Consider the following 14,005-nt stretch of genomic DNA (forward strand, 5'->3'; position numbering starts at 1 on the left):
GCTTCAAATCTGCACCTGCTTTCATTTAAAGAATGCCGGTTCCCATGAATGAAGTAATGTTGTCAATTCATTCAACGGCACCGGTCTTGAAATATAATATCCCTGTAAAGTATTACAGTTTTCTTGCTGTAAAAATATCATTTGTTTTTTGTTTTCCACTCCTTCTGCGACAACATCCATGCTTAGGCTCCTCGCCATGGTAATAATTGCTTTTGTAATTGCGGCATCTTCTTCATAATTTATGATGTTTTTGATAAAACTCTGGTCAATTTTCAGGCTATCGATTGGAAATCGGTTCAAATAACTAAGAGACGAGAAACCAGTGCCAAAATCATCAATGGCAATCTTTACCCCTAATTGCTTAAGCCTTACCAACCTTCGAACTGATTCTTCAGCATTAGGCATAATCATACTCTCAGTCAATTCCAATTCCAGATATCTTGGATTGATATTCGAATTCTGTATAATTTCACTAATACTCTTGACAAATTCATCCTGGCGGAAATGTATGGCGGAAATGTTTATACTCACCTTCAAGGAAGGAAATCCAGAATGATGGAGCTGACTCATATCCTCACAAGCTCTGGTGCATACCCATTCACTGATTGGAATGATCAATCCATTTTCTTCAGCGATATGTATAAATTCGCTTGGCGGAATAAATCCGTATTCAGGTTCATGCCAACGGATCAAAGCCTCGACCCCGGTTATTTCACCTGTACGGGCATCAGCCTGCGGCTGATAAAAAAGGCTTAATTGATTTTTATCTATAGCTGAATGCAGCCTATTTGCGAGTACCATCTTTCTTGTTTGGTTTCTTTCCCTGAGCCCGGCATGGTAAAATTCAAAATGATTACGCCCCAGCGCTTTGGCCTGGTACATGGCCATATCTGCATTCTTAAGCAAAGAGTGCTGTTCCTTTCCATCAAGGGGATATAGTGAAATGCCGACAGATGCCGAAGCATGGATTTCTTGCTCATATAGCAGAAAAGGAGCTTTCATGGAGTTAATGATTTCTGTTGCCATATTTGCTGCTTCTCTAACATGCTTAATATCGGGGATACAAATGACAAACTCATCTCCACCCAGTCTGCCAATGATACAATCTTCAAACATAGTCTCGAGACGCATGACAAATTGTTTAAGCAGCTGGTCTCCATAGTTATGGCCAAGCGTGTCATTAATTTGCTTAAACCGGTCCAAATCAATAAAAAGAATTGCAAACATCCGATTGTGTTTCTTTGAGTAATGAAGCAGCGCTTCCATCTTCTCATACAGAAAATGACGGTTACCTGCTCCAGTGAGAACATCGAAATGGGCAAGCTTCAGCAATCTTTCCTCTGTCGCTTTCCTTGCACTTATATCCGAAAACACCGCCATGTAATTAGTGTCTCCATCTTCACCGGTAACGGCACTAATGGAAATCCATTCAGGGTATACTTCCCCGTTTTTTCGCTTATTCCAGATTTCCCCTTTCCAGACGCCCTTATCTTCTATGACTGACCACATTTGCTTGTAGAATTCCCGGTCATGCAATCCCGATTGAAGAATTTTCGGTGTTTTCCCAAGAACTTCATGTTCACGATAGCCTGTAACGATTTCAAATGCTGGGTTTACTGAAATTATCCTTTTATCTTTATCCGTATAAAGAATGCCATCGTCAATTGTTTGAAACACCTGATCAGCCAGCCTGTGTTTGATGTTACGGCCAGCGTAATAGGGAAAGGTAGCCAGGTATTCAGTTGTATATGGCAATTCTACAGCCCGGATCGTAAATTGATATGTATATTCTTCCCCATCTAATCCATGTATAACACCAGGTCCTGTCCAATATTCATTCTTATGTATTTCTCCTTTAACTGCAGCAAAGTCAATTTTAAGTGTATCCATCTGCATTCCGGCAAGCAAACGGGCCCTATTTTCTATAATTCTGTTTGCGCCCTTGTTTATTTCCAAGATTATGCCATCGGCTCCTATGATAAAAGCACCTTGATCTATCTGCTGAAATATCACATTGAAGAATTTTAGTTCGCTTTGCCAGTTCAGATTGGGGTTAGCAATCTTCATGTCATGCACCTTCCCAGTTTTATTGAGATAGAAAGTTCTCATTTTATCATAATGTAATTATTTCTTAATCATATGTATAAATTTTGACAACTTTCGCCATAAACAATGAAAGTTCGCATTTATGACATAATTAGCGCAGCATATTGAGCGAATGTTAGAAAAAAGCACGTTCAGGTTTATTGTTGTACCATCAGGGTGCTGCTATGAAGTCAGCTAAAAAGTTTGCATAAACACAAAAAACTCTCCTGTTACAGGAGAGGTTACTTTGTCTTCAATGAGATTATGGAAACGTTCTGTAAGCCATGTTTTGTGCCGCAGTACTGCAAGCGATTTTCATCTCGTACTTTGGTGGTAATCATCTATCTACAGGAACAATTGTTCCTGTCCTTCTCCTCGTTCATTTCCAAGGAGGAAAGCGCCCCTACCATAATTTGGGTTTCTCGCTCGTGGGGTTTACCTCGTTCCACCCTTTTCATTTCTGAAAAGGCTCCGTCACTGTGGCACTTTTATAGGTTTCATGCCATATCCCTGGGGGACTTAGGCATTTTCCCGGCCGTCAGCAGGCTTAGCTGCTGCCCTAGCTTATTTTTTCGCCAGGCACGAACACTACAGGCATCTCAGCCTGTGCGAGCATGGACTTTCCTCTGCAATAAGGATACTGCAGCGATTACCCGAACGTCTGTCATAACATAACTCATTATAGCCGTTTCATTCGTACATAGCAATGGAAAATATAACAAATGCAATATCAATCATACAATTTGCTGCCGAAAACATGCTTCTCCAAGTTGGACAATCTTTTCAATATATCAAAATTTGTGGTACCAGGAGTGACACTTGACACAGGTTGGTTTGGCCTCCTGGAAGCTTCCTCAGCCTGTTTCCTTAAGCGCAGGTTTTCCTGTTTTAGATCCTCAATCTCCTGATGGAATGCTTCATAATCCTTTATAATCAAGTCTAAAAATTGATCTACATCTTCAGGTTTATATCCGCGCATTGCTGTTTTAAAGTCTTTTTCAAGTATGTCCTTCGCCGTCAATTTTATCTTATCAGATAGCATAAGATTCACCTCAATACTTTCACCAAACATTTGATATTATTTTTTCAAAATCTATCCCATTTGTCAATTATAGCTTTCTGTTCCTGCCTCAAAGCTTCAATCTTGCCATTCTTCGGCCTCTGATTCGACAGCCTGCTGTAAATCATCAAAGGTGATAGCCATGATAGGGTAATCATTGCTTTCCGCATATTTCCTGGCTTCTTCCATGGCGTATTTCGGCGACCCTTCTCTTTCATGATCGTAAACAATGATCATCCCGTCACTCTTATGTACCAAAAATACATTTTTTGCCCTCAGCTGCCATGGCCCTTCATATTCTTTTTTTGAAATGGAATCGACATAATCAGCATTGGACAAAATACTGTCATAGAATTCTTTGTTTAACTCGTTCCAGCTTTTTTCTTGCTCTAAGTATGGAGTGAGAACACCAAGCTTAAGTTGGCTGAATTCCTTCTTCAGTTCTATAGCGACCTCCCCGGCCCAAAGTTCCACGCCAAGCTGTCCGGATATAATGACCCATTCGGTGCCCTGTTCAATAAGAGGTACAAGCCTCTGTTTAATTGCTTTCACAATATACCTGATACCTTCATGTTTGTTATCAAAGATTCCTAACTCGAAGGGCTTATAGCCGGTTATATATACGACGTTCAAGTTAATCAGCTCCCCTTACGGATATATGAAAAAACAAGGGCTGAAAAGCCCTTGTCGTTGCTCAAAAGCCAAATGGCGGCCTTGGGCAGCAAGGATTAGCAATCGGTGCAGCTGGTCCGGGTCCTGGGCAGACAACATGTTGTTCATAGCATTCATTTACTACGGAAGCAGTATGCGGGAAATGATGCTGATGAGTGAATATTTGTTTATTTACATTTGTGGTGTGTGATGGATGGATATGCGGAACAACATGTGGGAAAATGTTAGTATTTACAAATTGCTGCGTTGGAGAGACTTGGGCGGGTAAAACCTGGGTTGGCGCTACATTGGTAGGGCCAGCTCCTGCCGGTGATACCATTGGACCTGGGCCAGGGCCAAAGCCTGCCGGTGACACCATCGGGCCGGGACCCATGCCTGCCGGTGACACCATTGGGCTAGGACCCATGCCTGTCGGACCCATCATCGGGCTAGGACCCATGCCTGCCGGTGACACCATTGGGCTAGGACCCATGCCTGCCGGACCCATCATCGGGCTGGGACCCATGCCTGTCGGACCCATCATCGGACCAGGTCCAGCTTGTGCACCCATCACTGACGGGCCTTTGCCAGCTTTCATTTTGGAATATTCCATTTTTAAAGCGTCCCCTTTCTTCATAATGAATGGTTATTACAGTATCAGACTATGAAACAAGGGGTACAGGTGTAATAATTAAATAACCTATTTTATTATAAAAGGGAATAAAAACTATCCCTTAGTGTAGAAAATAGAATGGCAGTGAGACAAACTACAACAAAAAACAAAAATAATATAGCCTTATACATTTTCTCCGCTCCGTTTACTATAATTCTCATACCATTGTACATTTTACACATTTTGTAACACGGATACAATAACACAATTCATCAAAATGATGAAAAAGAAATCATTATTTATCACGACAGGCAGACTACCATATATTCCTGAAATAACATCATTGCATCAAGCTCTAACAGATGTCGTATACTTGCGTTTAATGTGTCATCCCGGCACGGTTCAATTTTCCTCTTAGCCTTTCCATTCTTTTTAATAAATTCTGCTTTACAGAATCTGAAACGGCCTTATCATCTCTTATTTCCAAATAAAACCCGCATATGTTATGAAAAGCCTGCTCAAAGTTTCTGTATTGATGTTCTAAAAGTTTGGCGCATTCTATGATTGCCTCCATTCTCTCTTTTCCGTTCCCCTTTTCCGAAACTTCTTTCCAAATCGCCAGGGCATCATCATATTTTTTTTGCTTCTTGTGGTAGTAAGCCATGGCATGCTTTGCTGATAACCGTTCAGCTTCAGATCCGGCGGACAATACAGTGTCATAGGCATGGTAGGCTTCTTCCTTTTTCCCAAGGTAATCAAGCCACTTAGCAATTTTAAGTGTTTCACTGCCATATCCATCCACCTGCAAAATTTGTTTCGATAAATGGATATAGAGGGTGATTAAGGAAAGAATGTCAGTCTCATTATGCTGGAGAACTCCAAAGAGAATGTCTGGATCCTTCCGTTCCACAAAATCAAAATAGATCATTGGTGCAAGGTAGCCAGGGATGTCATTCTCTCTCTTTAATCCCAGAATTTCTTCTTCTACGGCAGAAAGCTTTACTTTTTCCAGCTGATCTTTCCATAATCTTCTCGAAGCGTGATATAAATCAAAATGACCGAATTCCGGGAGCTTTGGTATATGGTCCCTTATCAGGGTGTGCCTGGTTTTTAACTGCGGCCAATCGAACGCTTTCCCATTATAGGTAACGAGAGTATTATAATCTATTTTTTCAAGAAAGCTTTGATATAGCGGAATTTCGTTTCCGGGCTGCGGCAGCACATGCTGGCGCACAACTACTTCCTCGCCGTCAATAAAGGCATAGCCAAGGAGGAATATGGTATTTCCTACCCCTCCGCCAAGTCCAGTAGTTTCCGTATCAAAGAAAAATAGATCACCTGCTTCTAGCCCCCTTGCAGATAGGGGATGTGCCAGTTCCCCCTGATTCCATAGAGAAACTATATCAACAACTTCTTTAAAACTGTATATTCCATGCTGGTAGTCTAAAGGATAACGTACCTCTCTTATAAAACAGTGGCCGCCGTCAAAGTGATAAAGGGAAGTATGGTTCCTTTCCCATTTGTCAAGGAACGGAATGTTCAGCTCAGCTGACGGAGCCATTGATTCAGTTGTTTTCATTTCTTTATTGGGGTCAAGACTTAAATGGCTTTTCATTCTGCCAAGTTTATTTTTCAAGCTCATACTCCTGCCTCCTGTACCAACCCTACTTGACTGCTACGCCTCCTGTCAGGAAACAAGGCCATTTGCAAACATATCCAGAAGCTTTATAGCATCTTTTTTTGCAGACTGTGAAGCCGTGTCAGTTCCTATGCAAGAAGGGCAGCCGTTTTCGCATTGGCATCGTTCTACCATATTTTTTGTGTCATTCAGTACTGTTTCAACATTTTCATAGACCTTTTCGCTTAGGCCTATTCCTCCTGGGTAGCTGTCATAGATAAAAATGGTAGGACTTTCATTGTGGGCAGCCTTTACCTGGGGATACACATGGATATCATGGGGATCGCACATAACATGCAGAGGCACCATGTAATTCAGCGCATGCGCAGCACCTATGAGCCCTTGCTCCATTCGATTGTCATCCCATTGCAGAATATCTGGCTGAATGGAAAGCATAGCTGCGCTCGTATGAAGCTCGACCTCCGGGAGGGTAATCGGACCTGATCCTATATTATCGTGTGTTTCAAATTTGATCTTTTTGAAGATTGTGGCCATGGCCCGCACAGAAACATCTCCATAGGCGGCTTCATTTGAACGGAAGGATTTTTGTTTATCAACCTCCAGGACGGAAAGCTGCACGGCAAGATTGGCATCTGTGTAATAATCCACATTTACTTCCCGCACATATGCCTTTTTTTCTTCCCAGTCAAGATACTCCACCTGGAACTGGACGCCCTGGTGCAGATAGATTGCTTCATCATGGAGAAGTGTCATGGCACTGAACGTATCCATTTCTCCTATTACCTTATTATCTGGCTGATTTGTCTGGTCAATAATAACCACATTCTCCTGAGAAGCGGAACGCAGACTGATATTATGGGCTGGAAAGGCATCATTCATCCAGAACCACTTGTCCCCATTCTGATGCAGTACCCGCTCTTCAGTCAGGAATTCAAGTACATCCATAATTTCTGCAGTTCCAAACTGATCCCCCGTTTTGAAGGGCAGTTCATACGCCGCACATTTGATATGGTCAACGAGTATGACCAGATTATCGGGATTGATCCGAGCAGTTTCCGGATTTCTGGAAAAGAAATATTCCGGATTCTGTATCATGTATTGGTCGAGGGCACTGGAGCTCCCTACCAGAATGATAAGAGCTTCCCCATGCCGCCTTCCGGCCCGTCCTGCCTGCTGCCAGGCACTTGCAATCGACCCCGGGTAGCCCGTCATGATACATACCTGCAGCTGGCCGATATCTACCCCCAGCTCCAGGGCATTTGTACTTACCACTCCATAAATGCTTCCTTCACGTAGACCCTTTTCAATCTCTCTTCTTTGCTTTGGCAGGTACCCGCCGCGATATCCTTGAATTGATTTGGGACCAAGCTGCTTCGATACCAATTCCTGCAGGTAAGTAAGCAGAATTTCCACTCTTACGCGGGATCGGGCAAATACGATTGTCTGGATTTTATTGCGCAAGAATTCCGCCGCAAGCCTCCTTGCCTCGAGGACTGCACTTCTCCTGATATTTAACGGTTTGTTTACCACTGGAGGATTGTAAAATACAAAATGCTTTTTGCCGCTTGGGGCACCATTATTATCTATTAAAAGCATGTTCGTTTCGGTCAGATTCTCAGCCAGTTCCTTCGGGTTGGCAATTGTTGCAGATGTACAAATAAAGAGTGGATCACTTCCGTAAAAACGGCAGATTCGCTTCAGCCTTCGAATCACGTTCGCCGTATGGCTGCCAAATACGCCTCGATATATATGTAATTCATCTATTATGACGTATTTTAGGTTTTCGAAGAGCGATACCCATTTTGTATGGTGAGGAAGAATGCCTGAATGGAGCATATCTGGATTCGTTATCACAATATGGCCAGCCTTGCGAATTTTTTGCCGTATATTAGAGGGTGTGTCTCCATCATACGTGTAGCTATTTATCTGTACCTCCATATCATCTATCATTTCGTGTAGCTCACTTTTTTGATCATAGCTCAACGCCTTCGTCGGGAAGATATATAGCGCCCTTGTTTTCTCATTTTCCAAAATGGATTGCAGTACAGGCAAATTATAACAAAAGGTTTTTCCTGAAGCGGTAGGTGTAACCGCAACGAAATTTTGCCCGTTTGTAGCAGCCTGAAAAGCGCTCTCCTGATGAGTATAAAGGCCATTGATCCCCCTCTTTTTAAGCGCACCCTGAATACGGGCATCCATATTCGATGGAAATGGCCGCACGTTCGCCCCTTTAGCTTCGATCGTATGCCAATGGGCAATATTATATTTTAAATCTTCATTGGATTTTAAATCAGAAATTATTTCTTGCAGATTCTTTCTAAGCTTCATGTATAACTCACCTCATATCCTATATTTTAACGAATAAACGTTCGTTAAAAAAGCAAAACTTTATTTCCAGGTATTAGGAAACGGAGTTTTGCGACGGATTGATATATAGGCCCCCTACTCTTGGAACATTGTAGATTCAAGGGTACTAAGAACGAACTGCTTTAATGTCTCTGCGATGATCTGTGGTTGTTCCAGCATGCCTATATGGCCGCAGTCTTCCACCAGCACTTCCTGGATATGGTCCGCTTTGGCAGAAAAAGTTTTATCCGGGGATACCACTTTATCCTCTGCTCCGGCTATCAAGAGGAATGGAACAGCAGAATTTCTTAGGATCTCGTTACGGTCTTTCCTGTTTTTCATTGCTTCCAGTGCAGCTATGGCTGCATCGGCATTGGTGCCATACCCTATTTCCTTTGCTTTCGCCACTTTGTAAGCTGTCTCTGGATCATCGGCATTCGCAAATAGCTTTGGAATCAATGTATCAACGAATCTCTGGATTCCTTTCTCACGGATGGCTGCAATGGAATTTGTTCTTCCTGTTTTTGCTTCTTCACTATCAGGGTTAGCGGTGGAATGGACTAAACCTGCACCTTTTAACATATTCTGATATTTTTCTGCAAACGCCAATGTAATATAACCGCCTAATGAATGCCCAAACATAAACACTTTGCCGACTGAAAGCCTGTCAAGTAGCGAACATATATCATCGGCTAGATCTTCAATCTGGAACGTTTCGGACATAATAGGAGATTTACCGTGCCCCTGAATATCAATGGCAATAATCCGGAAATTATCGGTTAATTCGGGGATAACCTTCTCCCAATATCCACTGCTTCCACAAAATCCATGAACCAAAACCAGGGTCTCCCCATTGCCTTGATCAATATATGCCAGCTTCGTTTCTTCTGTCATTTTATCCCCCTCTTTTTACAATAATAATATATAGTTCCCTTACCATAAATCAAACAAACTAGAGTTTGCTCTTGCAAATATCCGATCCGAAAATTGGCCTAAATAGAATGAATGTAAGGTTTTCTGTAGAATGGCTGTTGATATCCTTTGCACCAAGGGTGCTTCTTTGCCATGAACCTCTCAGGAATGCCTGTCACGAGGCACCCGCTTTCCCGCGGAGGCAGCAGGAGCCTCGGTGCATGTGACACCTGCGGGGTCTGCCTATGCCTGCTTTTCCCGCAGGACTTTGAAACGGCTTCCTTGAATATGCCCACGCACGAAGAAAATGCAGCATCATTTACAAGTGGTCTCGCACCTCCTGCTCCAATCAACAGAGCGCAAAAATGTACAATATTTCTTATCACAATTGTAAGGAGCTTTTAAACAGCCATTCTTTAGTTCAACATATAGGTATGCCCTGATTGTAGCAGCGTATTGAAAATTGGATAGAAATTCTTCCTTTTCCGGTACCTGATACTGAATGTATTAATAAAAGCCATTTGCAACAAGGGTCATCCTTTTGCAGCAATCACCTTTTATTTCTGTTTTACATAGGCTATTACATAGCAGAAAATTTTACAGGGAGGAGAGTGCTCTTATGTCATCACCAGAAAAACATGACGGAGCAAAGGGAAGCCGAAAAGAATTAATTACGGAATTTATACAATCAATGGATAGGCTTTTTTCAGAAAGGCCATCTAAGGGTTTGCTTCAGTCTATGAATGACTTTTTTAGTGCCGCGCCGTTTGTAGGCGGGGGATTTTCTGTAGAGACTGAAGACAACCATAAAGAATTCATTATAAGAGCAATCGTTCCAGGTGTTAAAAGGGAACAAATTGAACTTGAGATGCTGCCGCAAGCTGTAAGGATCACTGTAAGCCATTCCGATTCAAATACATTGACTAATTCCGCTGCCGGGTGGACCCAGCATAGCAAAGCCCAATCACGATCATCCAGGATTATCCATCTCCCCGCATCAATTAATGAGAAAGCAATTTCCGCAGCTTTAAAAGACGGAATCCTTCAAATTAGAATACCTAAACTTAAAGGAAAACTGATTGAAATCGATGAATAAACATTTTTATGTTTTTTGGAAAAAATGATTTGTAAAAGCCCATCGTCCCCTTAACAGGGCTCGATGGGCTTTATCGCGTACTAGATTATACCTTTAATATTCCTCCCATGCCTTTGACCATAGCGGACACCTGGTTTACCGTATTCATCACTTGCCCGGCAGTATTAACCATTTTATTGATATCGAATGAACCGTCCTGCGTCTTGAATTGATTCAGGACAGATTGAAAACCACTAGGCTGCTTTTGCATGAACTGCTGCTTTGGATAAGGATTCATGCTCGTAAACGGAGGCCGTTTCTGAATGGGCTGCAGCGGGTTTTCAAATGGGTTAAAGCTATTGCTGGTACCCAATGGCTGTTGCATTGGCATTGGCTGCTGGTAATAAGCGGCTGGGTAGGGAATAGGAGCTGGTTGCTGATACGGCGGATAGGGCATTTGTCCAGCAATGGGATAAGCTCCTCCCATAAATGGCGAAATTTGATTAACACCCATTTGCCGCCATTCACCAGAAGGTCGGGACATAATCCAGTTTTGGTTTTGCGGGCCATGTGGGGGAACCGGATACTGTCCCAGCGGTTGGGCACCTGCCGTGTTCATATTGAACGAGTAAACATCCGGCCAGCCATATGGAAACGGCATGCTTTCATCTCTGGCGCCAGCAGAGTATTTTACAGAAGCACCATTCCCGCGCATGATTGCATCCTGTGTCCCATTTACATTCCCATAATAGTTTTCTTCATCATATGAGCTGTAGCCTTCTGCTTGAGGGTATCCTGATTGATTCATACTCATGAACTTATTCGTCCTCCCGTGACATTAGCTCATATACTATATGAATGGAGGAGAATTTTTGTGTAAGGTTCACGAACCTTGTTGGGCACTGCGCAGTTTCTTTCCTATTTCAATTTCCGCACTTTGCAAAATAAAGGATACTGACTGAACATGGCTTTTAAAACGTTTGTAGCTCGTTTTGGGAAAGAACGCCTGGACAGCCACATCTGAAAGATTTCCCACCGTTTGATCAATCATTTGTGGAAAAAGATGTGGGAATTTTTCTTCGTTTAACCACTCCTTCATATCCTTCCCCCATTGGGCAGCCTCCTTATGGACCTTGTCAGCAAACGGCTTAACTTCAGTATGGAAATCCTTTTCTTTTCCTTCTGTCCTTACGCCTTCATATATTTGATCGGCCTGTTTACAATAATTGATCAGGTTTATCGTTTGTTGATGAATATATGATTTGTCCTTCATTATGAACTCCTTGGCAGTGTAATACTTATAAGTATAAAATATATTATCCTAAAAATCCCTCTCGAGTCCATCTTTTCACATATGGCCCCAAAAACGATCTAATGTTGGGTAAATTAATATTGTTATTGAATCATAAGATTAGAATCCCAACTTCGGATTCAGCGGAATCGGAACTTGGGCAGTGTCATCTTTAAGCATGAACGAGTGTTTTTCAAAATCCTTGATCATCCAATCTGCTTCCGCTTTATCAAAAGATTCCTGCACCCGGTTCACCATCTGAAATTGCTGGCTCCACAATAGACATCGCTCTTGGTTAACAATTTCAACCATGGAATCCTCTATGTTTTCCATTATTAATGCCATTTCATTAAACAAAGCCAGAATTTCTTTATTCATTCCGTTTCCTCCTCTTCCGGTATGGTTAATACTGAACTATATTCTTTGTGGCGTGCATTTTACCTCCAGCGTTGACAAAACTAGAACCATATCAACAAAGAAAGTGATTATCAGATAAAATCCCCATTTGTTCGACAAAGGCATTCCAATATATCCATTTTAATGTCGTTATCCGCCAGACCTATGACTGGTTACCGAAGGACCCCCTTAATCCACTGGGCCGCCCTTATGGAAGCCTGAAGCTGTATTTGCTTCTTCCTATGCCAGGAGTTCAAGAGAGTATTTTTAGGGCATTCCGGAACACTGAACCATTCTGGTTTAATCTCCCTGATTAAATCCCATTGTCCAGATGAAGGAGCCGGATGATTCACGAAGGGATATGTGAGACGTAGAAAAGGGGTATCCCTCCTTTTATAGCAAGGGAAATATCGTTCGTAATCATAGCGTGAGCCCGTCGGTTCAGTTTCAGCTGCAAACTTACAGAAAGAAGGGAATAATTCAGGAGAGAATAGGATAAGCGCGAGCTTTTTACCAAGAGTGATCCTGTCACCAAGATTTTTAAAACGGGACGCTGAAATGCCATATAAATCACCATTTTTCGTAGGGAACAACACAGTGCTGAAATGGAGGTGATCCTGCAAACGAAAAAGCAGGCTTTCAAACACTTGTTCCTTATAAAAATTATTATGTAGAACGGGCTCTTCTATAAGATTTTGTTCATTTATGATCAGAGAATATAACAGCCGCTGTTTGTCCCTTGCTTCCCAAAATTTCTTCCATTCACAGACCATAAAATTTGTGACGGAAAAATATTTGTTTAAGTGAAACAAAGTTTTCCTAAATTTCGTCGAATAATGATAAAGAAGCAATTGCGGATACGCATCTTGGAAAATTAGCCAATTGGCGCGTTCGTATGTGAGAAATAGCCGTTGCCGAAAGTCCTTGCCCATGAGCTTCGGCATCCAGTCTCCTTCAAGGTCGCACATGTTCCATCCTGCATTGCGGGATACCATACCTGCCAAAAATGCCCACATAATTTCCGGATGCAGCTTGAAAAAGCGTTCATAGGCTTTCGTTCTTGAGATATTGTCCCTATTCCAAAAGGCTGTCTCGTCCTTTATCGTAATTATTATGTGTTTTTCTTCCATTGTTATCTGTTCCGCTTCAGAATGCATGCTATAGGTTTACACCGCTCTCACCACAAAATTATCACCCAGACTTTTCCTTAAATGTTATGGTTTAAAGAAAACATTACTTTTATTCACCCATTTGGCTATTTTTTTGCTATCATAGATGAGTGCAAAAAAGGAGGGGGAAAAATGGCTCTTCATTATCCAAATGGACGCAAGTTTGTTCAGGAGCGCACGAAATCCAATACCCAGCAAAACAAGAAAATAAGCTATAGCAACAGGGGTAAAACACTGGAGGACGATTTAAACGAAACAAATGAATATTATCTTGCAAATGGCGTTGCCGTAATCCACAAGAAACCGACACCGGTCCAAATCGTAGATGTGCACTATCCCGCAAGAAGTGCTGCAGTCATAAAAGAAGCTTATTTCAAACAGGCATCAACCACAGATTATAATGGCGTATACAAAGGAAAATATATTGATTTTGAAGCAAAAGAAACCCAAAGCACTACCTCCTTCCCGCTCAAGAATTTTCATGAACATCAGATTGAACACATGAAACAGGTAGTGAAACAGGGGGGAATTGCTTTTGTTATCATTAGATTTTCGGTTACTGATGACATATACCTTATGGAATCGGAAAAACTGAACTATTTTTGGGAAAGAATGTTAAATGGCGGAAGGAAATCGATTACTCATGAAGAAATCGGATCTTCTTCCATAAAATTGACTATTGGATTCCAACCGAGGATTGACTATATTAAAGGGATAGACTCAATATTATCTAAACTAGTCTAGTTGTTTCTTAGAAAGGCAGGTAGC

General features: G+C 41.9%; 13 protein-coding genes and 1 other RNA gene. 2 read left to right on the plus strand and 12 right to left on the minus strand.

What is annotated here, in order from left to right; translation table 11 throughout:
* Window positions 1–21 precede the first annotated feature (21 nt).
* The 8 genes from V1500_RS17820 to V1500_RS17855 form a co-directional block, all read right to left on the minus strand.
* Window positions 22–2,067: an EAL domain-containing protein gene (locus tag V1500_RS17820; protein WP_409301310.1), complete on the minus strand. Its 2,046-nt coding sequence runs from the start codon at window positions 2,065–2,067 to the stop codon at window positions 22–24.
* A gap of 291 nt (window positions 2,068–2,358) precedes the next feature.
* An RNA gene (rnpB, locus tag V1500_RS17825) (RNase P RNA component class B) lies at window positions 2,359–2,746 on the minus strand.
* A 69-nt stretch (window positions 2,747–2,815) separates the two neighbouring features.
* Entirely contained in the window at window positions 2,816–3,127 is a 312-nt protein-coding gene (gpsB, locus tag V1500_RS17830) for a cell division regulator GpsB (protein ID WP_409301312.1), read from the minus strand.
* Between the two features lie 96 nt (window positions 3,128–3,223).
* Window positions 3,224–3,778, minus strand: a complete 555-nt coding sequence (locus V1500_RS17835) for a DUF1273 domain-containing protein (RefSeq protein WP_409301314.1) — start codon at window positions 3,776–3,778, stop codon at window positions 3,224–3,226.
* 61 nt (window positions 3,779–3,839) lie between these two features.
* On the minus strand, window positions 3,840–4,409 hold the full coding sequence (locus V1500_RS17840; RefSeq protein WP_409301315.1) for a CotD family spore coat protein: 570 nt from the start codon (window positions 4,407–4,409) through the stop codon (window positions 3,840–3,842).
* A gap of 379 nt (window positions 4,410–4,788) precedes the next feature.
* Complete coding sequence (locus tag V1500_RS17845) at window positions 4,789–6,051, minus strand: ribonuclease H-like domain-containing protein (protein ID WP_409301317.1); 1,263 nt, start codon at window positions 6,049–6,051, stop codon at window positions 4,789–4,791.
* Window positions 6,052–6,096: 45 nt separating this feature from the next.
* Entirely contained in the window at window positions 6,097–8,376 is a 2,280-nt protein-coding gene (locus V1500_RS17850) for a DEAD/DEAH box helicase (protein ID WP_409301319.1), read from the minus strand.
* Between the two features lie 114 nt (window positions 8,377–8,490).
* Window positions 8,491–9,288: an alpha/beta fold hydrolase gene (locus tag V1500_RS17855; protein ID WP_409301320.1), complete on the minus strand. Its 798-nt coding sequence runs from the start codon at window positions 9,286–9,288 to the stop codon at window positions 8,491–8,493.
* Window positions 9,289–9,925: 637 nt separating this feature from the next.
* On the opposite strand from V1500_RS17855, the gene V1500_RS17860 reads away from it, so the two are divergent.
* Window positions 9,926–10,402, plus strand: coding sequence for an Hsp20/alpha crystallin family protein (locus V1500_RS17860; protein WP_409301322.1), 477 nt, complete (start codon window positions 9,926–9,928; stop codon window positions 10,400–10,402).
* Between the two features lie 85 nt (window positions 10,403–10,487).
* Here V1500_RS17860 and V1500_RS17865 read toward each other — a convergent pair whose 3' ends face one another.
* From V1500_RS17865 to V1500_RS17880, 4 genes are all read right to left on the minus strand, one after another.
* Complete coding sequence (locus tag V1500_RS17865; protein WP_409301323.1) at window positions 10,488–11,195, minus strand: YppG family protein; 708 nt, start codon at window positions 11,193–11,195, stop codon at window positions 10,488–10,490.
* 69 nt (window positions 11,196–11,264) lie between these two features.
* Window positions 11,265–11,654, minus strand: coding sequence for a YppE family protein (locus V1500_RS17870; RefSeq protein ID WP_409301324.1), 390 nt, complete (start codon window positions 11,652–11,654; stop codon window positions 11,265–11,267).
* A 138-nt stretch (window positions 11,655–11,792) separates the two neighbouring features.
* The gene (locus tag V1500_RS17875; RefSeq protein WP_409301326.1) at window positions 11,793–12,050 is read right to left on the minus strand and encodes a hypothetical protein; all 258 of its coding nucleotides are present in this window, start codon (window positions 12,048–12,050) and stop codon (window positions 11,793–11,795) included.
* A gap of 191 nt (window positions 12,051–12,241) precedes the next feature.
* Complete coding sequence (locus V1500_RS17880) at window positions 12,242–13,198, minus strand: DUF2515 family protein (protein WP_409301327.1); 957 nt, start codon at window positions 13,196–13,198, stop codon at window positions 12,242–12,244.
* Window positions 13,199–13,369: 171 nt separating this feature from the next.
* Between V1500_RS17880 and recU the strand changes: the two genes are divergently transcribed.
* Window positions 13,370–13,981, plus strand: coding sequence for a Holliday junction resolvase RecU (recU, locus tag V1500_RS17885; RefSeq protein ID WP_409301328.1), 612 nt, complete (start codon window positions 13,370–13,372; stop codon window positions 13,979–13,981).
* Window positions 13,982–14,005 lie beyond the last annotated feature (24 nt).

Origin of the sequence: Peribacillus sedimenti (assembly GCF_046237635.1) — a bacterium.
GTDB classification, from domain to species: Bacteria; Bacillota; Bacilli; order Bacillales; family DSM-1321; genus Peribacillus; species Peribacillus sedimenti.

What these genes read in the sequence shown, in the direction of transcription:
- V1500_RS17875 (WP_409301326.1), bottom strand. Translation starts at nt 12,050, where the DNA reads ATGAATAAAGAAATTCTGGCTTTGTTTAATGAAATGGCATTAATAATG.
- V1500_RS17865 (WP_409301323.1), bottom strand. Translation starts at nt 11,195, where the DNA reads ATGAGTATGAATCAATCAGGATACCCTCAAGCAGAAGGCTACAGCTCA.
- V1500_RS17840 (WP_409301315.1), bottom strand. Translation starts at nt 4,409, where the DNA reads ATGGAATATTCCAAAATGAAAGCTGGCAAAGGCCCGTCAGTGATGGGT.
- recU (WP_409301328.1), top strand. Translation starts at nt 13,370, where the DNA reads ATGGCTCTTCATTATCCAAATGGACGCAAGTTTGTTCAGGAGCGCACG.
- V1500_RS17880 (WP_409301327.1), bottom strand. Translation starts at nt 13,198, where the DNA reads ATGGAAGAAAAACACATAATAATTACGATAAAGGACGAGACAGCCTTT.
- V1500_RS17850 (WP_409301319.1), bottom strand. Translation starts at nt 8,376, where the DNA reads ATGAAGCTTAGAAAGAATCTGCAAGAAATAATTTCTGATTTAAAATCC.
- V1500_RS17855 (WP_409301320.1), bottom strand. Translation starts at nt 9,288, where the DNA reads ATGACAGAAGAAACGAAGCTGGCATATATTGATCAAGGCAATGGGGAG.
- V1500_RS17870 (WP_409301324.1), bottom strand. Translation starts at nt 11,654, where the DNA reads ATGAAGGACAAATCATATATTCATCAACAAACGATAAACCTGATCAAT.
- V1500_RS17820 (WP_409301310.1), bottom strand. Translation starts at nt 2,067, where the DNA reads ATGAAGATTGCTAACCCCAATCTGAACTGGCAAAGCGAACTAAAATTC.
- gpsB (WP_409301312.1), bottom strand. Translation starts at nt 3,127, where the DNA reads ATGCTATCTGATAAGATAAAATTGACGGCGAAGGACATACTTGAAAAA.
- V1500_RS17845 (WP_409301317.1), bottom strand. Translation starts at nt 6,051, where the DNA reads ATGAGCTTGAAAAATAAACTTGGCAGAATGAAAAGCCATTTAAGTCTT.
- V1500_RS17860 (WP_409301322.1), top strand. Translation starts at nt 9,926, where the DNA reads ATGTCATCACCAGAAAAACATGACGGAGCAAAGGGAAGCCGAAAAGAA.